Raw genomic sequence first — 23,443 nt, 5'->3', positions numbered from 1 at the left:
TCTTCAACAATTTCCATACCTACTACTTGGTCCTCTTCGCCTAGTGTAATAGCTTTTACACCAGCTGCATTACGGCCCATAGAACGCACATCTTGTTCATTGAAGCGAATTAACATACCGTTGCTTGTCCCTACGATAATATCTTTATCGCCAGATGTTAAACGTACAGAAATCACTTCATCTTCTTCACGAAGCGAAATTGCAATTAAACCGTTCGTACGTATATTTGCAAATGATGAAAGTGGCGTTCTCTTAGAAATACCTTGTTTCGTTGTAAAGAATAGGAACTGGTCATCACCAAACTCACGAATTGGAATAATGGCATTGATCCACTCACCCTTATCTACCCCTAATAGGTTAATAATCGGTAGCCCTTTCGCAGTACGACTATACTCTGGAATTTCATATCCTTTCGTACGGTATACTTTACCCTTGTTTGTAAAGAATAAAATATGATCATGGGTGGACGTTGTTAATAAATGTTCAACAAAGTCATCATCATTCGTACCCATTCCTTGTACACCACGTCCCCCGCGGTTCTGTGTTTTGTACGTAGAAGCTGGCAACCTCTTAATATAACCGTTATGAGTTAACGTAATCGCAATGTTTTGCTCAGGAATTAAATCTTCATCTTCAATAAATTCCATACCGCCAATTGTAATTTCTGTTCGTCTCTTATCATTGAAACGTTCTTTTACTTCTGTTAATTCTTCACGAATAATCTCAAGAACTTTCTCTTCATCTGCTAAAATCGCTTTTAATTCAGAAATTAACTTCATTAAGTCTTGATATTCTTGCTCGATTTTTTCACGTTCTAATCCAGTTAAGCGTTGCAGACGCATGTCTAAAATTGCTTGCGCTTGTTTCTCACTTAAACCGAAACGTTCCATTAAGCCCTGCTTTGCAATATCTGCCGTTTTTGAACTACGAATTAACGTAATAACTTCATCAAGATGATCTAAAGCAATTCGTAACCCTTCTAAAATATGAGCACGTGCCTCTGCTTTTTCTAATTCATAAGCAGTACGTCTACGGATTACTACCTTCTGGTGCTCCAAATAATGATATAAGTTTTGTTTTAAATTTAGTACTTGAGGCTCTCCATTTACAAGAGATAACATATTAATACCAAAACTTGTTTGAAGCGCTGTATGTTTATATAAATTATTTAATAGTACATTAGCATTAGCATCACGACGTACTTCCATAACGATACGCATACCATTACGATCTGATTCATCACGTAAATCTGTAATACCTTCAATTTTCTTATCGCGAACTAATTCTGCGATTTTTTCAATTAATCGTGCCTTATTAACTTGATAAGGTAGTTCCGTTACGATAATAGATTGTTTACCGTTTGACTTCTCTTCAATTTCAACCTTAGCACGAAGCATAATAGAACCGCGACCTGTTTCGTAAGCTCTTCGAATTCCACTTCGCCCTAAAATTAAACCTGCCGTCGGAAAGTCTGGCCCAGGAATATATTCCATCAATTCCGCGATAGTAATATCAGGGTTATGACTTAATGCCAGCACACCATCAATTACTTCGCCAAGCTGATGCGGCGGGATATTTGTTGCCATACCAACAGCAATACCTGTCGTACCGTTTACTAATAAATTAGGGAAACGCGCTGGTAATACAATCGGCTCTCTTTCCGAACCATCATAGTTATCTTGATAATCAATTGTATTTTTTGAAATATCACGTATTAATTCCATAGAAATCTTAGACATTCTTGCCTCTGTATAACGCATTGCCGCTGCTGAATCTCCATCTACAGAACCGAAGTTACCATGCCCATCAACAAGCATATAACGTTGACTGAAATCTTGCGCCATACGTACCATCGTTTCATAAACAGCTGAATCACCGTGGGGGTGATACTTACCAATTACTTCACCAACAATACGTGCTGATTTCTTATACGCTTTATCAGCTGTAATTCCTAAATCATTCATCGCATATAAAACCCTACGATGCACAGGTTTTAATCCATCACGAACATCTGGTAATGCACGAGATACGATAACACTCATTGCGTAATCTAAAAATGAGGTACGCATTTCATGACTAATATTAATTTCTCGAATTCGTGCTTGTTGTTGATTGTCTGACATCAACGAGCACCTCCTCTTACATTTCCGTTACACATACATTGATTTATATGTAGAAGACAGGAATGCTTAGATTCCTGTCATTACTCATTTAAATATCAAGGTTTTTCACGTATTTTGCATTCTCTTGGATAAAGTTACGACGTGGTTCCACTTTATCACCCATTAAAATTTCAAACGTTTCGTCTGCTTCTATTGCATCTTGAAGAGAAACTTGAAGTAACGAACGTACTTCTGGATCCATTGTCGTCTCCCATAGCTGAGTTGGATTCATTTCTCCAAGACCTTTATAACGTTGAATTCCTGGTTTCGGCTGGGCTGGTAGCTCAGCTAATATCTTTTCAAGTTCTTTATCGTTATAAGCATATTGAATTTTTTTACCTTGTTGTACTTTAAACAAAGGTGGCTGCGCAATATATATATAGCCACACTCAATGATTTGACGCATATAACGATAGAAGAACGTTAATAATAGGGTACGAATATGCGCACCATCAACATCGGCATCGGTCATAATAATAACTTTATGATAGCGTGCTTTTTCAATATCGAAGTCTCCACCGATATTTGTACCGATCGCCGTAATAATTGTACGAACTTCATCATTTGATAAAATTTTATCTAAGCGTGCTTTTTCAACATTAATAATTTTACCTTTCAGTGGTAAAATCGCTTGGAAATGACGATCGCGTCCTTGTTTTGCAGATCCACCCGCAGAGTCACCCTCTACGATATAAATTTCACTAATTGCTGGATCTTTAGAAGAACAGTCTGCCAATTTCCCTGGTAAACTTGAAACTTCTAAAGCACTCTTTCGGCGAGTTAGCTCACGAGCCTTTTTAGCTGCTACACGCGCACGCGCTGCCATCGTTCCTTTATCTACAACTTTACGTGCAACATTGGGATTTTCCAGTAAGAACTTTTCAAAAGCCTCTGAGAATACTGACTCCGTAATCGTTCTCGCTTCACTATTTCCAAGTTTCGTCTTCGTTTGCCCTTCGAATTGTGGATTTGGATGTTTAATTGACACGATTGCTGTTAAACCTTCACGAACATCTTCACCAGTTAAATTACTATCCGCATCTTTTAAAATGTTATTTTTACGGCCATAATCGTTAATCACACGTGTTAGGGCAGTTTTAAATCCTACCTCATGTGTACCACCTTCATACGTATGAATATTATTTGTAAATGAGTAAATATGATTTGTATATCCTTCGTTATATTGAAGCGCAACTTCAACTTGAATACCATCTTTTGAACCCTCTACATATACAGGCTCTTCATGAATTGGTTGTTTTGAACGATTTAAATGTTCAACATATGATTTAATTCCACCTTCATAGTGGAACTCTTTCTTTTGTTTATGTTCACGTTTATCTTCAATTGTTAATTTAATATTACGATTTAAAAACGCCAACTCACGCATACGAGTCGCTAGCGTATCAAATTCATATTCTGTCGTCTCTTTAAAAATTTCTGGATCCGGTTTAAAGCGAGTTATTGTTCCAGTTTTATCTGTATCACCGATGACTTTTAAATCTGCAACCGGAATACCTCTTTCGTATTTTTGGTAATGAATTTTACCGTCACGATGTACAAATACTTCTAGTTCTGTTGACAAGGCATTTACAACAGATGCACCAACACCATGCAAACCACCAGAAACCTTATAACCGCCACCGCCAAATTTACCACCAGCGTGGAGGACAGTCATAATAACCTCAACTGCAGGACGTCCCATTTTTTCTTGTATACCAACTGGGATACCACGGCCATTATCCGTTACAAGAATACTATTATCTTCTTCAATACTAACGTTAATTTCATCGCAATATCCTGCTAATGCTTCATCGATACTATTATCAACAATTTCCCATACAAGGTGGTGAAGTCCTTTCCCACTCGTAGATCCAATATACATACCTGGACGTTTCCGAACTGCCTCTAGTCCTTCAAGTACCTGTATCTGACTTTCATCATATGCATTTTCTTGCATTTGTTTTTGTTCCATTGACACAAAGATCACCTACTTTTCCATTTAAACAGGGGTTTATGCCCTATCTATTTCACAATCTACCGTGCCGTTCGTTACATGAATTGTTTTCGCGTCTTTCAATGTTTCGTGTTCAATTCCGTCGACACTCGTCGTTGTAACAAATGTTTGCACCTTTCCTTGAATTGTATTTAACAGATGTGATTGACGATAATCGTCTAATTCTGATAAAACATCATCCAGCAAAAGGATTGGATATTCTTTAACCTCTGAATAAATCAATTCAATTTCAGCTAATTTTAGGGATAGTGCAGTCGTTCGTTGTTGTCCTTGCGAACCAAAGACTTGAACATTTTTACTATTAACGAAGAATTGTAAATCATCACGATGAGGACCAATTAAAGTCGTACCACGGAAAATTTCACGTTGTTTCACAGATTGAAAACTTTCATAGTATACTTCTTTTATTTTCGACAAATCCATTGATTCTGATACATCTACACTCGGTTTATAAATAATTTCTAATTCTTCTAATCCACGGCTTATACCACGATGAATTGGGGCTGCCCATTCTTGCAGTAAATGTAAAAAATCAAAACGCTTTTGCAATATTTTTGCACCGTGTTCAATCAGTTGCAGTGTAAATACATCCAACATCGTTTCCTCATTTTTACTATTCCCTTGCATTTTTTTTAGCAAGTGGTTTCGTTGCGTGAGCACTTTTTGATATTGACTTAATTCATACAAATAAACAGGAGCTATTTGTCCTAATTCCATATCTAAAAAGCGTCTTCTTACTTGAGGGCTTCCTTTTACAAGATTTAAATCTTCTGGGGCAAACATGACAACATTCATTTCGCCAATATATTGACTCAACTTTTGTTGTTCAAGTTGATTTAATTTTGCCTTTTTACCTTTTTTCGAAATATTTAATTCTAAAGACAAAGAACTATTTCTCTTTTGTAATTTCCCTTTAATTTGACCGAAATCTTCATCCCAACGGATAAGCTCGCGGTCATTGGAGGTTCTATGAGATTTCGCCATCGCTAACACATAAATAGCTTCCATCAAATTTGTTTTCCCTTGCGCATTTTCGCCGATAATTACATTCACTTTATCTTCAAAGGAAAGCTCTAATTTTTCATAATTGCGATAGTTTTTTAATTGTATTTCTGAAATAAACAAAGGGCTCCCCCTTTATGCCTGAACTTGGAAAGTTCCGCTACCCGGAATTTCAATAATATCGTTCGCATATAACTTGCGACCTCTTCTGTTTTCAAGTTCTTGATTCACGTACACTTCATATTCTTGTAAAAACCATTTTACAGCGCCACCTGTATCGATTACATCAGCTAACTTTAAAAATTGTCCTAGTGTAATATACTCTGTTGAAATTTTAATACGTTTCATAAAATCGCTCACTTTCTCAAAGTGTTCATTCTTTCATTGTACTAAATAAACTAGCATTAGGAAAGTAATACCCCAAAATCAAATAAGGGCTACTAGCATCTTTAAACTAGCAACCCTTATTTTCTATCTAGTAAGTACGAACTGGTAAAATTAATTGAGTAATTGAATCATCATTTACTGTACGAATTAAGAATGGTCTCATTGCCCCAGTAAAGCTAATCTTAATCTCTGTACTATCTAAAGCTTTTAATGCATCCATCATATATTTTGCACTAAAAGATATTTTTAATTCTTCTCCATCTACGTTTTCACATTGAACTTCTTCCACTACTTTTCCGATTTCCGGAGAATTAGAAGAGATTTCCAACATTTTTTGTTCTAACGTTGATAATTTTACAACATTATTGCGGCCGTCCCTTGCTAATAGTGAAGCACGATCAATAGCCTGTAGAAATTCTTTTGTATTCACAAAAATATCCGTCTTACTCTCTGCTGGAATTAGACGTGTTGTATCAGGATAATTTCCTTCTAACAATCTTGAGAAGAATAATAAATGTTTTGTACGGAATAATACTTGATACTCCGTAATAACGATATCTACCATTTCTTCCGACTCATCTAGAATTTTACTTAATTCATTTAGGCTCTTACCTGGAATTACAACATTTGCTTGAAACGCATCTGCAATATTATATCCTTCGATTTTTGCTTTTCGAAGCGCTAGTCTGTGACTATCTGTTGCAATACAAATTAATTCGCTGTTATATACCTTCCAGTTTACACCTGTCAAGATCGGTCTTGTTTCCGAAGTAGAAACTGCAAATACAGTTTGTCTAATCATATGTTTAAGTAAGTCTGTTGGAATCTTAAAAACATGATGTTCTTCAATCTGTGGTAATAATGGATATTCAGCAGAATCTAAACCATTTAAGTTAAACTCTGATTTTCCAGATTTTATTTTTGTCATAAAATGATTTTCCACAGAAATTTCGACAGTGTCTTTCGGTAGTTTTTTTACGATCTCACTAAAATATTTTGCTTGTAAAACAATACTTCCTGATTGTCCTATTTCTACAATCTCTTTTCCGTCCTCTTCGACGGGAATAAACGATTCAATAGAGATGTTTGCATCGCTTCCTGTTAATGTAACCCCTTCTTCAGTAGCGACAACTTTAATTCCTGTAAGAATTGGAATTGTTGTACGAGAAGAAACAGCCTTCATTACATCCTGTACACTTCTTACAAGATAGTCTTTTTGTATTGTAAAACGCATAAAGAAAAACCTCCGGTAAGTATAAGATTTTATTTAATTAATAAAGATAAAAAATAGTAGTAATAGTAATAGGGCTTGTGGATATGTGGATAACCCCGTTGAAAGATGTAAAAACAGTCTATCTACATGTGGATAGACTGTGCGTAAAACAAGGAGAGTTATTCACACTATTCAGCTACTACTTTAAAATATCATTAATTTCTTCGACTTGTTTTTGCAATTGCGTATCCGTTTTTAGTAGCTTAGAAATTTTTTCATGGGCATGGATAACGGTTGTATGGTCACGTCCACCAAATTCTTCACCTATTTTAGGTAAAGAGGAATCTGTAAGTTCGCGTGATAAATACATTGCAATTTGACGAGGAAACGCAACTGATTTTGTACGCTTTTTCGCTTTAAAATCTTCTAATTTTACTTGGTAAACGCCCCCGACAGCTTTTTGGATATCATAAATAGAAATAATTTTTGGTTTAGAATTTGGAATAATATCTTTAAGTGCTTCAGCTGCTAAATCAGCATTAATATCTTTGTTAATTAAAGATGAATAAGCTACAACTCGGATGAGCGCACCTTCTAATTCACGAATGTTTGAATCGATTTGATTTGCGATATACAGCATAACCTCGTTTGGTATATCAAGTCCTTCAGCTTTTGCTTTTTTACGTAAAATCGCAATTCGCGTCTCTAAATCTGGTGGCGTAATGTCCGTAATGAGTCCCCATTCAAAGCGAGAACGAAGACGATCTTCTAAAGTTGGAATTTCTTTTGGTGGCCGATCACTTGAAATTACAATTTGTTTGCTTTCTTCGTGTAATGCATTAAATGTATGGAAAAACTCTTCTTGAGTTTGTTCTTTTCCAGCAAGAAATTGAATATCATCTATCAATAAAACATCTACATTGCGATATTTATTACGAAAATCGACTGCTTTATTATCACGAATAGAGTTAATGAATTCATTTGTAAATTTTTCGGATGATAAATATACAACTTTTGCGTTTGGATTGTGTTCAATTACATAATGACCGATCGCATGCATTAAATGCGTCTTTCCAAGCCCAACGCCCCCGTAAATAAAGAGAGGATTATATGCTTTAGCTGGAGCCTCAGCTACAGCTAATGAAGCAGCATGGGCAAAACGGTTACCAGAGCCAATAACAAATGTATCAAATGTATATTTTGGATTTAACATGCTCTGTGGTAAATGAGTAGAATCATCTTGTGCTCGATTTTTTTTTATAGGAGGAAGATCGATATCCTCTTCAGCTTGACTTTGGGGAATAATAAAGCGAATAGCCAATTTTGCCCCTGTTAAATCATAAAGTGTTTCCGAAATGAGTTCTGAGTAATGAGATTCTAGCCAATCACGAGCAAATTCATTTGGAGCTGTAATCGTTAATACGTCTTTCTTTAAGTTATGTGCTGTTGTTGACTTCAACCACGTTTCATAACTAGGTTTACTGACCTTTTTTTCAAGTTCTTTTAAGGCACTATTCCATAAATCAGAGATGTTTTCCAAAGGTGTCCCTCCTTTACTAAGATGGTAAAAGAATAAGGTTGCGCAACAAATGTACAACCCAATAAATAGTAAATGTATATTTATACGAAACGTCTTTTAAAACCTAAAAACGTCGTTTGTATATGAGATAGGGTTTTCGACAAAAAAAGCAAATGTGGACAACTATTTACCCACATGTGATTAAAACTGTCCACATGTTATACACAAATTGTGGATAAAATAAACATGTGGGAAACTTATTCAAAGTGAAAACACAACTATAATATCAAAAAAAAGTAGCTATAGCAATGAAATTAAGAAAGTTATCCACAAAATCAATACCTTGTGGAATAAACTTGTCCACAATACGATATACTGTGTAAAAGTAAGAAAAAAGTTTGTGGATATAAAAAACATAAAAAAACATTTATCCACAAGGAAATATAAGAACTGTGAAAAAGAATGTGAACAGGTTCAAAATGAATATTTGATGAAAATTTCGAGAACCATTGACATTTTCCTAGTTGATTAACTATAATTTATAAGACTGTCTTTAACAGATATTCCTCAGGGAGGTGTCATATAATGAAAAGAACTTACCAACCAAATAAACGTAAGCGCAGCAAAGTACATGGTTTCCGCAGCCGTATGAGCACAGCGAACGGACGTAAAGTGCTAGCAGCTCGTCGTCGTAAAGGAAGAAAAGTATTATCTGCGTAGACCACTGATCGTTCAGTGGTCTTTTTTTCTAATAATAGTGAATTTCCGCTGATGAAATACAGGAGTGTCAATTGATATGAAGAAAAAAAATCGTATAAAGAAGAATGATGAATTCCAGGAGGTTTTTCAAAAAGGAAAATCAAATGCGAACCGTCAGTTTGTTGTATACCAACTAAATAAAGAAGAACAGCCAAATTTTCGCATCGGTCTTTCTGTTAGCAAGAAGATAGGAAACGCAGTAGTTCGTAATCGAATTAAGCGTATGATCCGTCAGTCCATTACAGAATTGAAAGATGAGATAGATTCTGGAAAAGATTTTGTTATAATAGCAAGGAAGCCTTGTGCAGAGATGACATATGAAGAAGTAAAGAAAAGCTTAATTCATGTCTTTAAACGCTCTGGTATGAAAAAAATAAAAAAGTAGCGTAAGGAAATGAATTACACTATATACATACCGATACAAGGAGGAGTAGGCTTTGAAAAAGAAATTAGGTTTACTAGCCATGGTTGTTGCGTTAATGGCAATTACTGCTGGCTGTAGTGAAGTAAATCAGCCAATTACACCGAAAAGCACTGGGATTTGGAATGAATATTTTGTATATCCACTATCTCAGTTAATTACGTATTTTGCTGAATTATTCGGTAAGAATTATGGTTTAGCAATCGTCGTTACAACTCTTATCATTCGTTTTGCATTATTACCACTAATGATCAAACAAACGAAGAGTACGAAAGCAATGCAAGCATTACAACCAGAAATGGTGAAGTTAAAAGAAAAACATAGCTCTAAAGATCAAGCAACACAGCAAAAATTACAACAAGAAATGATGCAGTTATATCAAAAAAATGGTGTAAATCCATTAGCCGGTTGTTTACCGATATTTGTTCAGATGCCTATTTTATTCGCATTTTACCATGCGATTATGAGAACATCAGAAATTAGTAAACATACATTTTTATGGTTTGATTTAGGACAGGCAGACCCTTACTATATCTTACCGGTTGTTGCAGCGATTACGACATTTATTCAGCAAAAGCTTGCAATGGCAGGAACTGCTGGTCAAAATCCACAAATGGCAATGATGATTTGGCTTATGCCGATTATGATTTTAATCTTTGCAATTAACTTCCCAGCGGCATTATCACTTTACTGGGTTGTTGGTAATATCTTTGGTATCGCTCAAATGTACTTTATCAAAGGGCCAGAAATTAAGGCTAGTAAGGCTGGAGGAGCAGGTAAGTGAGTGTAATTACTGCTAAAGGACAAACAGTCGAGCTGGCAGTAGAAGATGCTTTAAGGCAATTAAACACTTCAAAAGATCAAGTTGATATAAATATTATCGATGAGGGTAAAAGGGGATTCCTAGGCTTATTTGGGAATCGTCCTGCAGTAGTAGAAGTTGTATTGAAGAAAGATCCCATTCAAGAATGTGAAGAGTATTTAAAAAATGTTATTCGCAACATGGGTGTGGAAGTCGAGATTAGTAAAATTGTAAAGGGACGCGAAGTTGAATTTACAATTTCTGGTGATAATGTAGGTGTTTTAATTGGAAAAAGAGGTAATACGTTGAACTCTTTACAGTATTTGACAAAACTTGTCGCGAATCGCCATACGAAACAATATATTGGTATCACACTAGATGCTGAAAATTATCGTAGTAAAAGAAAAAGTACGTTAGAATCGCTTTCTTATCGATTAGCAAAACAAGTGTCTAAAACGAAAAAAAGAGTTGTTTTAGAGCCGATGCCATCTTTTGAACGAAAAATTATCCATCAAGCATTATCTAATCATCAAGATATCAATACAACTTCTGAAGGAAATGAACCACATCGGCATGTTGTAATATCTTCCAAATGACCGGTTACTCAAATGAGTGCCGGTTTTTTTGAGGGGAAAACAGATGTGGATAACTAAAAACACTAAACTTATCCACTGTGAATAAGTTTAGTGTTTTTTACATGAGGACATAATAAAATGAGTTATTATTCTTTTGTAGATAGGTTCGTTATGGTATTCTAATAATTTAGTGAAGAAAATAATCGTGTTGAAATAGAGATAAATAAGCAAGTGAGGTGAAAGGACATGGAATTTGATACAATTGCTGCGATTTCCACAGCGCTTGGAGAGGGCGCAATTGCCATTGTTCGAGTAAGTGGGGATGATGCGGTTGAAAAAGTTAATCGTATTTTTAAAGGGAAGGACTTAACAGAGGTTCCTTCTCACACAATTCATTATGGTCATATTGTTGATTTAGATACAAATCAAGTTATTGAAGAAGTTATGGTGTCTATTATGCGTGCACCAAGAACTTTTACACGCGAAAATATAGTAGAAATTAACTGCCACGGTGGACTTGTTTCGGTAAATAAAGTATTGCAGCTTATTTTAGCGCAAGGAGTACGATTAGCAGAGCCTGGTGAATTTACAAAACGTGCTTTTTTAAATGGTCGTATTGATTTATCACAAGCAGAAGCTGTCATGGACTTAATCCGTGCAAAAACAGATCGTGCAATGAACGTAGCGATTAATCAAATGGAGGGGCGATTATCTAAATTAATTGGCCGCCTGCGTCAGGACATATTAGAAACGCTAGCTCATGTTGAGGTAAACATAGATTACCCAGAATATGATGATGTGGAAGAGATGACACATAATATTTTAATTGAGAAAGCGACACATGTTCGTGCTGAAATTGCAAAAATATTAGAAACATCGAAGCAAGGGAAGATTTTACGTGAAGGTATTGCTACTGCAATCATCGGTAGACCTAACGTTGGGAAGTCATCGCTATTAAATAGTCTCGTTCAAGAGAAAAAGGCAATTGTAACTGATATTGCAGGAACAACTCGTGATGTTATTGAAGAGTACGTTAATGTGCGTGGTGTACCACTTAAACTTATAGACACAGCCGGGATTCGTGAAACGGAAGATGTTGTTGAACGAATTGGGGTAGAACGTTCAAAAGAAATGATGAGCCAAGCAGATTTAGTGTTAATTGTCGTAAATTATAGTGAGGCTTTAACAAATGAAGATGAAGATTTATTCCGTGCGGTACAAGGAAAAGATTTCATTGTTATTGTGAATAAGACGGATTTACCGCAAGGAATTGATATGGAACGTGTTGCAGAATTGGCTGCGGGAAATCGTGTTATTACAACATCCTTAATCGAGGAGCAAGGAATAGATGAGCTTGAACAGGCGATAGCTGAGCTATTCTTTGAAGGAACAATTGATTCTGCAGATATGACATATGTTTCTAACGCAAGGCATATCGGACTATTAACACAAGCAGAAAAGACAATTGGAGATGCAATTGAGGCAATAGAAAATGGTGTTCCGATTGATATGGTACAAATTGATTTAACGAGAACGTGGGAAATACTTGGTGAAATTACTGGTGATACTGTCCATGAAAGCTTAATTGACCAGTTGTTCTCTCAATTTTGTTTAGGAAAATAATATGGCGATGTTTCAGAAAGATAGAGATTATTAGGAGGAATAAATAATGGGATACAATGCCGGTTCATACGATGTTATAGTAATCGGTGCAGGTCATGCAGGATGTGAAGCTGGTCTTGCGGCAGCACGAATGGGCTCCAAAACATTAATGTTAACAATTAATTTAGATATGGTAGCGTTTATGCCATGTAACCCTTCTGTTGGTGGACCAGCAAAAGGGATTGTTGTTCGTGAAATTGATGCATTAGGCGGAGAAATGGGACGCAATATTGATAAAACGCATATTCAAATGCGTATGTTAAATACAGGTAAAGGACCAGCTGTACGTGCACTTCGAGCACAAGCAGATAAGTTCTCTTACCAACATGAATTAAAGAAAACAATTGAAGAAACACCAAATTTAACTTTGTTCCAAGGAATGGTAGAGCGTTTAATCGTTGAAGATGGCGTATGTAAAGGGGTAATTACGCAAGCGGGTGCTGAATATACAGCAAAAACAGTCGTAATTACAACTGGAACATTTTTACGTGGTGAGATTATTATGGGTGATTTAAAATATTCGAGCGGTCCAAATAATCAGCAACCATCTATTACATTATCTGAGCATTTAGAGGAGCTTGGATTTGATCTTGTTAGATTTAAAACAGGTACACCTCCTCGTGTAAACAGCAATACAATTGACTACAGTAAAACAGAAATTCAACCGGGTGATGATAAACCACGTGCGTTCTCTTTTGAAACGACGAAATTTATTATGGATCAAATTCCATGTTGGTTGACATATACAAGTACGGAAACACATCGTTTAATAGATGAAAATTTACATCGTTCAGCTATGTATTCTGGTATGATTAAAGGAACAGGACCTAGATACTGTCCTTCTATTGAAGATAAAGTAGTAAGATTTAATGATAAACCACGTCATCAAATTTTCTTAGAGCCAGAGGGACGCAATACGCAAGAAGTATACGTACAAGGTCTATCTACAAGCTTACCAGAAGATGTACAGCGTGACATGCTTAGAACAATCCCGGGGCTGGAAAATGTCGAAATGATGCGTACAGGTTATGCAATTGAGTATGATGCAATTGTGCCAACGCAATTATGGCCAACACTTGAAACGAAAAACATTAAAAATTTATATACAGCAGGACAAATTAACGGAACTTCTGGTTACGAAGAAGCGGCAGGACAAGGGCTTATGGCTGGAATTAATGCGGCATGTCGATCTTTAGGTAAAAAAGAAGTTATTTTAGGGCGCGAGGATGCTTATATTGGTGTCTTAATTGATGATCTTGTAACGAAAGGTACAAATGAACCATATCGTTTATTAACATCTCGTGCAGAGTACCGTCTATTATTACGCCACGATAATGCGGATCTTCGTTTAACTGAAGTTGGTCGTGAAATCGGATTAATTAAAGAAGAGCGCTATGAGCGATTTACAAATAAAAAGTTACAAATTGAACAGGAAAAGGAACGTTTAGGTAGCATTATTATTAAACCACGTCCTGAAGTTCAAGAATTAATTCGTAGCATTGGTGGAAGTGAATTGAAAGACGGAATACGTGCAAGTGACTTATTACGTCGTCCAGAGATGACATATGAGCATATTCATCTTTTAGTACCAAGCGAAGTAGAATTAAGTGATGAAGTTACGGAACAAGTTGAAATTCAGACTAAGTACGAAGGATATATTGAAAAATCATTACAGCAAGTAGAGCGTATGAAGAAAATGGAAAATAAAAAAATCCCTGTGGATATTGATTATGATGCAATTTCTAGCCTTGCTTCAGAAGCTAGACAGAAATTGAAAGATGTTCGTCCACTTTCAATGGGGCAGGCTTCACGTATTTCCGGCGTAAATCCAGCAGATATTTCCATTTTACTTGTGTATATTGAACAAGGAAAAATTGCGCGCGTATCGAACCAATAAATAGTAAGGAGCTATCGCTAGATGAACATAGAACAATTTCAATCTATGCTAGAAGAGAAGGGTATCACCCTCTCTTCTAGGCAGTTAGAGCAGTTCAAAATCTACTTTGAAACATTAGTAGAGTGGAATGAAAAAATGAACTTAACGGCTATTACGGAAAAAGAAGAAGTATACTTAAAACACTTTTTTGATTCTATTACAGCTGCTTTTTATTATGATTTTTCAAAACCATTCTCAATTTGTGATGTTGGTGCAGGGGCTGGATTCCCAAGTATTCCTTTAAAAATCTGTTTCCCGCACTTAAAAGTAACAATTGTAGACTCATTGCAAAAACGTATTAATTTCTTAAATCATTTAGCACAAAAGCTAGAATTAAGTGACGTTGCATTTTGTCACGATCGTGCTGAAACATTTGGGAAAAAAGAAGGTGTACGTGAATCGTACGATATTGTAATGGCACGTGCAGTTGCGCGTCTTTCTGTATTAAGTGAGCTATGTTTACCACTTGTAAAAGTCGGAGGAACATTCATTGCGATGAAGGGTGCAGCAGCAAACGAAGAAATTGAAAATGGCAAGTATGCTTTAGAGGTGCTTGGCGGAGAGTTAAAAGAGATGTCTACGTTCCAATTACCGTTTGAAGAAAGTGAACGTAATATTTTATTAATCGAGAAAAAGCGCAAGACACCAAAGAAATATCCACGCAAACCGGGAACACCCAATAAATTACCTATTGAAAAATAAATCTTATTAGACGTAAGATTAAATTATATAAATGAAAACGTAAATGTTTCATAGGAAACATTTTATGTAGAATAGTCAATAGGCCTAAAAGGTGGTGGAATATGTATGAAAAATACGTTTTCTCGTTTATTTGGCTTTGGAGATAAAGAGAGCGAATTCGAATTACAAGACGAAAGCCATGAAGAAATAGATAAAAAGGTATATGAAGAAATACAAGAAATTCCGATCGTAAATATTACTCCTAATCGTTATCAACCACGAACGGTTTTTGACGATGCACGTATCGACGAGTTGGCATTAACGATTCGTACACACGGGCTCATTCAGCCGATTGTTGTGAGGCAGTATGAGGATGATAAGTACGAGATTATTGCTGGAGAAAGACGTTTTCGCGCAGCAACGAAGTTAGGCTGGGAAAAGGTCCCTGCGATCATAAAGAACTTAAATGATACAGAGACGGCTTCTGTAGCGTTAATTGAAAATTTGCAACGTGAGGAATTAACAGCAATCGAGGAAGCTGTGGCATATCAAAAGCTGATTGAGTTACATAATTTAACGCAAGAAGCATTGGCACAACGACTTGGAAAAGGACAATCTACAATCGCAAATAAGTTGCGATTGTTAAAGTTGCCTGAAGAAATAAAAAGTGCATTGTTAGAAAAAAGTATTACAGAACGTCATGCTCGTGCTCTCATTCCTTTAAAAAATGAGGAATTACAACTGAAAGTTTTACAAGAAATTGTGGAAAAACAACTCAATGTAAAACAAACAGAGGAACGAATCGCGAAATTACTAGAAGAAGTAAAACCGAAGCGCAAGGCGAAGCAAAAAGCAGTAAGCCGAGACGCGAGAATTGCTATGAATACAATTAGGCAATCATTACAAATGGTGGCTGACAGTGGTTTAAATGTTAATTCTGAGGAAGAAGAATTTGATGAGTACTATCAAATTACGATTAAAGTTCCGAAGAAAAAATAATAATGATGTGTTAGAGACCTTATCCTACTGGAGAGGTCTCTTTTGCTATATTTTCTTGTTAATGAAGAAGGAGTTTAGAAATAAATTTTGAAGTTTAATAAGGACGGAAAAGAAAAACTTTTATTTCATGTTACAATAAACGTAATTGTTACTAGAATAAGATAGAAAGGTTGAAAGTAGGTGACATCATGGGAAAAATCATTGCTATTGCTAATCAAAAAGGCGGTGTTGGAAAAACAACAACATCTGTTAATTTAGGGGCTGGATTGGCGCAAGTAGGTAAGAAAGTCCTTCTCGTAGATATTGATGCTCAAGGAAATGCAACGACTGGTGTGGGAATTGAAAAGTCAGAATTAGACCAATGTATTTACAATGTTCTTGTGGAAGATGCAGATGTTCAGGGAGTTATACGGAAAACCGCAACTGAAAACTTAGATGTTCTACCCGCTACAATTCAATTGGCTGGTGCTGAAATTGAATTGGTACCGACTATTTCCCGGGAAGTACGTTTGCAAAGGGCATTACAGCCAGTTCGTGATGAATATGATTACATTATTATCGACTGTCCCCCGTCTTTAGGGTTATTAACGATTAATGCATTAACAGCAGCAGATTCTGTTATTATTCCTGTTCAGTGTGAATATTACGCACTCGAAGGATTAAGTCAGCTATTAAATACAGTTCGACTTGTACAAAAACATTTAAATAAAGATCTAGCAATTCAAGGTGTATTGTTAACAATGCTAGATGCCCGTACAAATTTAGGGATTCAAGTTATAGATGAAGTGAAGAAATACTTTAGGGATAAAGTATACCGTTCCATTATTCCACGTAATGTTCGCTTAAGTGAGGCACCAAGTCATGGGAAACCGATTATGCAGTATGACGCTAAATCAAGAGGGGCAGAAGTATATATAGATTTAGCAGAGGAAGTGATTGCAGGTGGCTAAAGGTTTAGGAAGAGGGATTAATGTGTTTTTTCCTGATTTAGATGTGAAAGAAGAAGAAACGATTCAGGAGATTATCGTAACTGAATTAAGGCCGAATCCATACCAACCGCGTAAGCACTTTAATAAAGCTGCGATTGAGGAATTAGCGGCTTCTATTAAAGAACACGGCATATTACAACCGTTAATTGCTAGAAAGAGTATTAAAGGATATGAAATTGTTGCAGGTGAAAGAAGATATCGTGCTGCCAAAGAGGCTGGACTTGAAAAGGTACCTGCCGTTGTAAGGCAATTAAACGAGCAGCAAATGATGGAATTTGCTTTGTTAGAAAACTTACAACGAGAAGATTTAAATCCGATGGAAGAGGCAATGGCATACCAGATGTTAATGAATGAGCTAAATGTAACGCAAGAACAATTAGCGAAACGTCTTGGTAAAAGTAGACCTTACATTGCAAACTATACTCGGTTATTAAGCCTCCCTTCTTTCGTACAAGATATGATTGCAAATGGTCAACTTTCAATGGCTCATGGGAGAACTTTACTTACAATCAAAGATGAAGAACAATTGAAGTCCTTATTGAAACGCATTGAAAAAGAAGGATTAAATGTTCGTCAATTAGAGAAAATCGTCCAAGAGATTAATCAACACGTTTCACGTGAAACAAAACAAGTGAAAAAAGAGCGAAATATATTTTTCGTAGAACGTGAAACGTTCTTAAGAGAAAAGTTTGGCACAGATGTGAAAATTAAAGAGACGAAAAAAGAAAAAGGTAAAATCGAAATTGAATTTTTTAATAAAGAAGATTTAAATCGTATTTTAGAATTATTATCACATAAAAATTAAAAAGCAAACCATCTTATTATTTATAGATGGTTTGCTTTTTTTAATGCAGATAATTTTTGATCCGTCTCTTTTATACTTTGTGCGATTACATCGGCCATTTTCATCACTAAACTTAATCTCGTATTTTGAAGAACAAAAAACTCCATAAAACCATTTAAATTGACGATGCCGTGTATATGCAAATCACCAACTGCAGGTAATTTCTTATTCATCGCAGCACCAGGTTTACTAGGTCCTTTTCCAGTAGTAATTGAACCGATATTTTGAGACTTTCCTAAACATGCATCAACGGCAATTATAAAGGAAGTAGGATTTTCTTTCTGTATATTTTGAATTTTCTCTTCTAGATTCAGTGCATGCACTGGTTCATCTAGTGTACCGAACACTTGGAAGTTTTTGATTTCTACTTGTTCTAGCTTAGTGCCAACTAATGGGCCGAGTGCATCACCGGTGGAACGATCTGTTCCGATACAAACGAGAATAAGTGGTATATTAGTTTGAATAGGAATATGGGAAAGCAAGAAGTTACTGATTGTCTCGGAGGCTTCTAAGTCTTGGTGCATAACATTTTGAGTTTCTTTTTCGAAAAAAGGTAAGCGAAAACTTCCAATATTCATGAAGCACCCATCCTTTTAATAAATTTTCAAAATATGTTATATGGCGAATAAAATGGAAAACTATAAGTGCGTACTTTTTGCAAAATGTAAATGAAAACGGAAATAATAGTACTAGTATATATATATTCGTTCCATTTTATACCTGGATAGAAGTTAACAAATGCAATTAAAGTTATAAATTTTTTCAGCAATCAGAGAGACTTCTGATACAATAAGAAGAATAACTAAAAAGAAATTTTGGCTGGAGAGGTAGAGATACATGGATTTATTAACGAAGTGGTTTAATTCTACGAAACAGTATTTATTGGATGCTGATCGTTGGGCTCATATTGGAGTTGCGACATTAAAAATATGTATTATTTTAACAATTGGTGCAGTTGTTGTGCGAGTTGCAAGAGCGGTTGTACGAAATGCGTTTCGCATGGGGAGCCGTTCTCCAATCCAAATTTCAGAACGTCGTACAGTTACGGTAGCGAAATTACTTGAAAATATTGTAGCATACGTTGTTATGTTCATTATGCTAATTGCGATTTTAGGTGTGTTTAATATTAATGCATCAGGTTTATTAGCGGGTGCCGGGGTAATTGGTTTAGCAGTCGGATTTGGTGCTCAAAGTTTAGTGAAAGACGTTATTACAGGTTTATTTATTTTGCTAGAAGATCAGTTTTCAGTTGGCGATTATGTTAAAATCGGTCAATTTGAAGGAGTCGTTTTAGAAATTGGACTCCGTACAACGAAAGTAAAGAGTTGGACAGGTGAAATTCATACTTTACCAAACGGAAGTATTGTTCAAGTTACTAACTACTCAGTTAGTAATAGTGTAGCATTTGTTGATGTATCTATTTCATATGAGGCTGACATTGCGAAAGCAGAGCAAGTTATTGAGGATTTATTAATAGAGTTACCTGCACAATACGAAAAAATGGTAACGACGCCTCAATTATTAGGTGTGCAAACATTAGCTGCATCAGAAGTTATATTACGCGTTATTGCTGAAGTAGAACCGATGCAACATGCAGTTATTGCAAGAGCACTTCGTAAAGAGATTAAAAATCGTCTAGATTTACATGGAATTGAAATTCCATATCCACGTATGGTTTTATATAATCGTGAAGAACTGGTTAGTGGAAAAGCACTTTAGTATCGAGAGGGGTTTGGAGAGTGGAGCAAAAGGAATATAACTTGTACGACGTTGTGGAAATGAAGAAAGCCCACCCATGTGGTGAGAATCGTTGGAAAATTATTCGTATGGGAATGGATATCCGCATTAAGTGCGAGGGATGTGACCATTCAGTAATGATTCCTCGAAGAGAGTTTGATCGTAAGGTGAAAAAAATACTTGTGAAGCACGAAGAATAGAGAAAAAGTAACAGTTGCAGTAGGTGGCTGTTGCTTTTTTCGTTTGGAGGAAACTTGTCATTTTTTTCGTTACTATCTATAATGATGAAAGATTGAGACATAGGAGTGAAAAATATGGGATTAACGGCTGGGATTGTTGGATTACCTAACGTAGGGAAGTCCACTTTATTTAATGCAATTACACAAGCAGGAGCAGAATCTGCGAACTATCCATTCTGTACAATTGATCCAAACGTAGGAATTGTAGAAGTACCAGATGAGCGTTTAAATAAATTAACGGAATTAGTAGAACCGAAAAAGACTGTTCCGACTGTATTTGAGTTTACTGATATTGCAGGTATCGTAAAAGGTGCAAGTAAGGGCGAAGGGTTAGGAAATAAATTCTTATCTCACATTCGCCAAGTAGATGCAATTTGCCAAGTTGTTCGTTGTTTTGAAGACGAAAATATTACGCACGTTTCAGGAAAAGTAGATCCAATTGATGATATTGAAACAATCAACTTAGAGCTAATCTTAGCAGACTTAGAGTCTGTTGATAAACGTATCGAGCGTGTTGCGAAATTAGCAAGACAAAAAGATAAAGAAGCAGTATATGAGCATGAAATTTTAGTGCGTTTAAAAGAAGCTTTCGAAGAGGGGAAACCAGCTCGTACTGTTGAATTTACAGAAGAGCAAATGAAGATTGTTAAAGGCCTTCATTTACTTACAACGAAAGAAATGCTATACGTAGCAAACGTAAGTGAAGATGATATTATGGATCCTTCTGAAAATAAATACGTACAAATGGTAAAAGAATTTGCAGCAAATGAAAATTCACAAGTAATTGTTGTATGTGCAAAAATTGAATCAGAAATCGCTGAGTTAGATGAGGAAGAGAAAAAAGTATTCCTGGAAGAACTAGGCATTGAAGAATCTGGTTTAGATCAGTTAATCCGTGCTGCATATGACTTATTAGGACTTGCTACTTACTTCACAGCTGGTGTGCAAGAAGTGCGTGCATGGACGTTTAAACAAGGTATGAAAGCACCACAATGTGCGGGCGTAATTCATACAGACTTTGAGCGTGGATTTATTCGTGCAGAAACAGTTTCTTATGATGATTTAATGACAAACGGTTCTATGACAGCTGCAAAAGAAGCTGGAAAAGTACGTTTAGAAGGAAAAGAGTATATCGTAAAAGACGGAGATGTTATGCACTTCCGTTTTAACGTTTAATTTAATATTTCCTAGGAAAAATAAAGATATGAACTTGGCAAATATATTATGTGTTTGCCAAGTTTTTTACGTATTGGTGAGTTGATTCATATAACTTACTATGATATAATCTAAACTCGTGAGTAATTACTATAAATTAATTGCTCCTTGCCCATTATGGGCCGTTTAGACCAAAAGGAGGTGAAAGTGTAATGAGAAAGTACGAAATTATGTACATCATTCGTCCTGGCGTTGAAGAAGAAGCTCAAAAAGCTTTAGTTGAACGTTTTGCAGGTGTTTTAACAAACAATGGTGCAGAAATCATTAACACGAAAGAGTGGGGTAAGCGTCGTTTAGCTTACGAAATCAACGACTTACGTGAAGGTTTCTACATGATCTTAAACGTGAACTCTAACGCAGAAGCGATTAACGAATTCGACCGTTTAGCTAAGATCAACGAAGATATCCTTCGTCATATCGTTGTTAAAGAAGAAGAAAAATAATTGATATATAAGGGAGAGTGGTTCGATTGATGAATCGTGTTATCCTCGTTGGTCGTTTAACTAAGGACCCTGACTTACGTTACACGCCCAATGGTGTTGCAGTAGCTACTTTTACGTTAGCTGTGAATCGCGCATTTGCGAATCAACAAGGTGAGCGTGAAGCTGACTTTATTAATTGTGTAATATGGCGTAAACAAGCAGAAAACGTGGCAAATTATTTGAAAAAAGGTAGCTTAGCAGGCGTAGACGGACGTCTTCAAACTCGTAATTACGATGGACAAGATGGTAAACGTGTATATGTAACAGAAGTTCTTGCGGAGAGCGTACAATTTTTAGAGCCGCGTAATGGCGGTGGGGAGCAACGTGGTTCATTCAATCAGCAACCATCAGGAGCTGGTTTCGGTAACCAAAGCTCTAACCCATTTGGTCAATCTAGTAATTCAGGCAACTCAGGTAACACTGGAAACTCTGGATTTACGAAGAATGACGATCCATTTTCGAATGTTGGTCAACCGATTGACATTTCGGACGACGATTTACCATTTTAATGGTATGAATCGGCTATTTTTAACAAAGAATGGAGGGAATAGACATGGCAGGACGCAAAGGTGGACGTGCGAAACGTCGTAAGGTGTGTTTCTTCACATCTAACGGCATCACTCGCATTGACTATAAAGATGTTGATTTATTAAAACGTTTCGTTTCTGAACGTGGTAAAATTTTACCTCGTCGTGTAACAGGAACAAGCGCAAAATACCAACGCAAACTTACAGTTGCAATTAAACGTGCTCGTCAAATGGCACTTTTACCATATGTTGGTGAATAATAGCGTATGAAATGCACAGTAGAGTCGGACTCTACTGTGCATTTTGCTATGCTTTTCTTTTTTGAAAGAGAGGTTAAATCATGAAACAAACAAAATTTATTACTGAAGGCGCAGCGTTATTAGCTATATACGCGATATTATTGCTTGTGTCTTTATACGTTCCGGTTTTAGGTACAGTTGTAACTTTCGCATTACCATTACCGTTTATATTGTTTACGATAAAATATAGGTTATCCAATGCTTTTATAATTTTTACAGCTGCGCTTTTTATTACCGTTATTGTGAGCCAGCCCTTGAATCTAGTGAAGACAATAATGTTTGGATTGATAGGGATTGTTTTAGGATCCATGTATAAAAAAAGAAAAAAGCCAATAGAGATCTTGATGGCAGGAACCCTTGCATATTTAATTGGTTTTGTGCTCATTTATGTTGCAAGTATAAAGTTTTTTAACATAGATTTAATGAAGCAAATACAAAATATGTTTAATGAAAGTATGGCGCAAAGTGAAAAGATGGTAAGCGCTGCAGGTATGCCAATTAGTAAAGAACAAAAAGAGTTATTTGGACAATTCAATGAGATATTACAAACACTATTCCCGAGTTTACTTGTAATGGTTTCTGTTTGTTTTTCTTGGATTACAGTGCTCCTATCGGGTAGTGTCTTGAGGAAGTTAAAGTATGACGTTATATCTTGGCCTAAATTTAAAGATATACAATTGCCAAAGAGCATTGTCTGGTATTACGTTATATTTATTTTGTTAGCAACTTTTATAAAGGTAGAACCAGCATCATATTTATATATGGTATTTTCCAACCTATATGTCATATTTGCACTATTGCTCGTACTGCAAGGTCTGACATTTATCACCTTTTTAGCGCATAGAAAAGGATTTACTAAAGGTGTTCCTATTATTAGTTTTATTGTATGCATGTTTATTCCGATGATGTTTCCTCTTGTAACAATCTTAGGTATAATTGACTTAGGGATTTCATTGCGTTCTAAAATAGGGGGATAAAA

The 23,443-nt window shown here is 35.9% G+C and carries 24 protein-coding genes (1 of these 24 only partly in view); 17 read left to right on the top strand and 7 right to left on the bottom strand.

Going from position 1 to position 23,443, the window contains the following annotated elements:
• The 6 genes from gyrA to dnaA form a co-directional block, all read right to left on the bottom strand.
• A protein-coding gene (gyrA, locus tag MHB70_RS25830) for a DNA gyrase subunit A (RefSeq protein ID WP_001282865.1) crosses the window boundary here: on the bottom strand, positions 1-2,123 show its 5' portion. 349 nt of this gene lie to the left of the window's left edge; the window shows 2,123 of its 2,472 coding nt (coding positions 1-2,123); it begins with the start codon at positions 2,121-2,123; its stop codon lies off the left edge, out of view.
• 88 nt (positions 2,124-2,211) lie between these two features.
• Positions 2,212-4,134 carry a DNA topoisomerase (ATP-hydrolyzing) subunit B gene (gyrB, locus tag MHB70_RS25825; RefSeq protein ID WP_000435980.1) on the bottom strand — a complete coding sequence of 641 codons (1,923 nt, stop codon included), beginning with the start codon at positions 4,132-4,134 and terminating at the stop codon, positions 2,212-2,214.
• A gap of 39 nt (positions 4,135-4,173) precedes the next feature.
• The gene (gene recF, locus MHB70_RS25820; RefSeq protein WP_000470741.1) at positions 4,174-5,301 is read right to left on the bottom strand and encodes a DNA replication/repair protein RecF; all 1,128 of its coding nucleotides are present in this window, start codon (positions 5,299-5,301) and stop codon (positions 4,174-4,176) included.
• Between the two features lie 12 nt (positions 5,302-5,313).
• Positions 5,314-5,526, bottom strand: coding sequence for a S4 domain-containing protein YaaA (gene yaaA / locus MHB70_RS25815; RefSeq protein WP_000821369.1), 213 nt, complete (start codon positions 5,524-5,526; stop codon positions 5,314-5,316).
• 127 nt (positions 5,527-5,653) lie between these two features.
• Entirely contained in the window at positions 5,654-6,799 is a 1,146-nt protein-coding gene (dnaN, locus tag MHB70_RS25810) for a DNA polymerase III subunit beta (RefSeq protein ID WP_001212897.1), read from the bottom strand.
• Positions 6,800-6,977: 178 nt separating this feature from the next.
• Positions 6,978-8,318 carry a chromosomal replication initiator protein DnaA gene (gene dnaA, locus MHB70_RS25805; protein ID WP_000428014.1) on the bottom strand — a complete coding sequence of 447 codons (1,341 nt, stop codon included), beginning with the start codon at positions 8,316-8,318 and terminating at the stop codon, positions 6,978-6,980.
• Positions 8,319-8,882: 564 nt separating this feature from the next.
• Between dnaA and rpmH the strand changes: the two genes are divergently transcribed.
• The 10 genes from rpmH to spo0J all read left to right on the top strand — a co-directional run bounded on the left by rpmH (position 8,883) and on the right by spo0J (position 17,926).
• A complete protein-coding gene (gene rpmH, locus MHB70_RS25800) occupies positions 8,883-9,017 on the top strand; it encodes a 50S ribosomal protein L34 (RefSeq protein WP_000831901.1) in 135 nt (44 codons plus the stop codon).
• A 76-nt stretch (positions 9,018-9,093) separates the two neighbouring features.
• Positions 9,094-9,441: a ribonuclease P protein component gene (gene rnpA / locus MHB70_RS25795; RefSeq protein ID WP_000728890.1), complete on the top strand. Its 348-nt coding sequence runs from the start codon at positions 9,094-9,096 to the stop codon at positions 9,439-9,441.
• A 52-nt stretch (positions 9,442-9,493) separates the two neighbouring features.
• Positions 9,494-10,261, top strand: coding sequence for a YidC family membrane integrase SpoIIIJ (gene spoIIIJ, locus MHB70_RS25790; RefSeq protein ID WP_000727743.1), 768 nt, complete (start codon positions 9,494-9,496; stop codon positions 10,259-10,261).
• Positions 10,258-10,875 (top strand): RNA-binding cell elongation regulator Jag/EloR, encoded by a 618-nt coding sequence (gene jag / locus MHB70_RS25785; protein WP_000111507.1) that lies wholly within the window; start codon positions 10,258-10,260, stop codon positions 10,873-10,875. Before spoIIIJ ends, jag begins: the two co-directional genes overlap by 4 nt.
• Positions 10,876-11,100: 225 nt before the next feature.
• Positions 11,101-12,477, top strand: coding sequence for a tRNA uridine-5-carboxymethylaminomethyl(34) synthesis GTPase MnmE (gene mnmE, locus MHB70_RS25780; RefSeq protein ID WP_000393771.1), 1,377 nt, complete (start codon positions 11,101-11,103; stop codon positions 12,475-12,477).
• 46 nt (positions 12,478-12,523) lie between these two features.
• Complete coding sequence (mnmG, locus tag MHB70_RS25775; RefSeq protein WP_000541048.1) at positions 12,524-14,413, top strand: tRNA uridine-5-carboxymethylaminomethyl(34) synthesis enzyme MnmG; 1,890 nt, start codon at positions 12,524-12,526, stop codon at positions 14,411-14,413.
• Positions 14,414-14,434: 21 nt separating this feature from the next.
• Positions 14,435-15,154, top strand: coding sequence for a 16S rRNA (guanine(527)-N(7))-methyltransferase RsmG (gene rsmG, locus MHB70_RS25770; RefSeq protein ID WP_001019628.1), 720 nt, complete (start codon positions 14,435-14,437; stop codon positions 15,152-15,154).
• A gap of 105 nt (positions 15,155-15,259) precedes the next feature.
• Positions 15,260-16,132: a nucleoid occlusion protein gene (noc, locus tag MHB70_RS25765; RefSeq protein WP_000799019.1), complete on the top strand. Its 873-nt coding sequence runs from the start codon at positions 15,260-15,262 to the stop codon at positions 16,130-16,132.
• 188 nt (positions 16,133-16,320) lie between these two features.
• On the top strand, positions 16,321-17,082 hold the full coding sequence (soj, locus tag MHB70_RS25760; RefSeq protein WP_000516116.1) for a sporulation initiation inhibitor protein Soj: 762 nt from the start codon (positions 16,321-16,323) through the stop codon (positions 17,080-17,082).
• On the top strand, positions 17,075-17,926 hold the full coding sequence (spo0J, locus tag MHB70_RS25755) for a stage 0 sporulation protein Spo0J (protein WP_001051819.1): 852 nt from the start codon (positions 17,075-17,077) through the stop codon (positions 17,924-17,926). Before soj ends, spo0J begins: the two co-directional genes overlap by 8 nt.
• Positions 17,927-17,946: 20 nt before the next feature.
• On the opposite strand, the gene yyaC is transcribed toward spo0J, so the two are convergent.
• Positions 17,947-18,543 (bottom strand): spore protease YyaC, encoded by a 597-nt coding sequence (gene yyaC, locus MHB70_RS25750; RefSeq protein ID WP_001020736.1) that lies wholly within the window; start codon positions 18,541-18,543, stop codon positions 17,947-17,949.
• Positions 18,544-18,802: 259 nt separating this feature from the next.
• Here yyaC and MHB70_RS25745 point away from each other — a divergent pair, with 259 nt between their 5' ends.
• From MHB70_RS25745 to MHB70_RS25715, 7 genes are all read left to right on the top strand, one after another.
• Positions 18,803-19,684 (top strand): mechanosensitive ion channel family protein, encoded by an 882-nt coding sequence (locus MHB70_RS25745; RefSeq protein WP_000365117.1) that lies wholly within the window; start codon positions 18,803-18,805, stop codon positions 19,682-19,684.
• 20 nt (positions 19,685-19,704) lie between these two features.
• Positions 19,705-19,902: a DUF951 domain-containing protein gene (locus tag MHB70_RS25740; RefSeq protein WP_000435485.1), complete on the top strand. Its 198-nt coding sequence runs from the start codon at positions 19,705-19,707 to the stop codon at positions 19,900-19,902.
• 114 nt (positions 19,903-20,016) lie between these two features.
• Entirely contained in the window at positions 20,017-21,117 is a 1,101-nt protein-coding gene (gene ychF / locus MHB70_RS25735; RefSeq protein ID WP_000524664.1) for a redox-regulated ATPase YchF, read from the top strand.
• Positions 21,118-21,308: 191 nt separating this feature from the next.
• Positions 21,309-21,599: a 30S ribosomal protein S6 gene (gene rpsF, locus MHB70_RS25730; RefSeq protein WP_001233781.1), complete on the top strand. Its 291-nt coding sequence runs from the start codon at positions 21,309-21,311 to the stop codon at positions 21,597-21,599.
• A 26-nt stretch (positions 21,600-21,625) separates the two neighbouring features.
• Positions 21,626-22,147 carry a single-stranded DNA-binding protein gene (gene ssb, locus MHB70_RS25725; protein ID WP_000981965.1) on the top strand — a complete coding sequence of 174 codons (522 nt, stop codon included), beginning with the start codon at positions 21,626-21,628 and terminating at the stop codon, positions 22,145-22,147.
• Positions 22,148-22,191: 44 nt separating this feature from the next.
• On the top strand, positions 22,192-22,425 hold the full coding sequence (rpsR, locus tag MHB70_RS25720) for a 30S ribosomal protein S18 (protein ID WP_000918874.1): 234 nt from the start codon (positions 22,192-22,194) through the stop codon (positions 22,423-22,425).
• Positions 22,426-22,505: 80 nt separating this feature from the next.
• Positions 22,506-23,441: a YybS family protein gene (locus tag MHB70_RS25715; protein WP_000814850.1), complete on the top strand. Its 936-nt coding sequence runs from the start codon at positions 22,506-22,508 to the stop codon at positions 23,439-23,441.
• Positions 23,442-23,443 lie beyond the last annotated feature (2 nt).

This window comes from Bacillus sp. FSL M7-1020 (assembly GCF_038050415.1).
GTDB lineage: Bacteria > Bacillota > Bacilli > Bacillales > Bacillaceae_G > Bacillus_A > Bacillus_A toyonensis.
Note: the sequence above shows the minus strand (reverse complement) of the source record. Positions and strands in the feature narration are given on the sequence as shown.

Bases quoted from the DNA above. Each gene is read 5' to 3' on its own strand.
- gyrB (WP_000435980.1), bottom strand. From the start codon at position 4,134: ATGGAACAAAAACAAATGCAAGAAAATGCATATGATGAAAGTCAGATA.
- yaaA (WP_000821369.1), bottom strand. From the start codon at position 5,526: ATGAAACGTATTAAAATTTCAACAGAGTATATTACACTAGGACAATTT.
- dnaN (WP_001212897.1), bottom strand. From the start codon at position 6,799: ATGCGTTTTACAATACAAAAAGACTATCTTGTAAGAAGTGTACAGGAT.
- rpmH (WP_000831901.1), top strand. From the start codon at position 8,883: ATGAAAAGAACTTACCAACCAAATAAACGTAAGCGCAGCAAAGTACAT.
- rnpA (WP_000728890.1), top strand. From the start codon at position 9,094: ATGAAGAAAAAAAATCGTATAAAGAAGAATGATGAATTCCAGGAGGTT.
- mnmE (WP_000393771.1), top strand. From the start codon at position 11,101: ATGGAATTTGATACAATTGCTGCGATTTCCACAGCGCTTGGAGAGGGC.
- mnmG (WP_000541048.1), top strand. From the start codon at position 12,524: ATGGGATACAATGCCGGTTCATACGATGTTATAGTAATCGGTGCAGGT.
- rsmG (WP_001019628.1), top strand. From the start codon at position 14,435: ATGAACATAGAACAATTTCAATCTATGCTAGAAGAGAAGGGTATCACC.
- noc (WP_000799019.1), top strand. From the start codon at position 15,260: ATGAAAAATACGTTTTCTCGTTTATTTGGCTTTGGAGATAAAGAGAGC.
- soj (WP_000516116.1), top strand. From the start codon at position 16,321: ATGGGAAAAATCATTGCTATTGCTAATCAAAAAGGCGGTGTTGGAAAA.
- yyaC (WP_001020736.1), bottom strand. From the start codon at position 18,543: ATGAATATTGGAAGTTTTCGCTTACCTTTTTTCGAAAAAGAAACTCAA.
- MHB70_RS25745 (WP_000365117.1), top strand. From the start codon at position 18,803: ATGGATTTATTAACGAAGTGGTTTAATTCTACGAAACAGTATTTATTG.
- ychF (WP_000524664.1), top strand. From the start codon at position 20,017: ATGGGATTAACGGCTGGGATTGTTGGATTACCTAACGTAGGGAAGTCC.
- rpsF (WP_001233781.1), top strand. From the start codon at position 21,309: ATGAGAAAGTACGAAATTATGTACATCATTCGTCCTGGCGTTGAAGAA.
- rpsR (WP_000918874.1), top strand. From the start codon at position 22,192: ATGGCAGGACGCAAAGGTGGACGTGCGAAACGTCGTAAGGTGTGTTTC.
- MHB70_RS25715 (WP_000814850.1), top strand. From the start codon at position 22,506: ATGAAACAAACAAAATTTATTACTGAAGGCGCAGCGTTATTAGCTATA.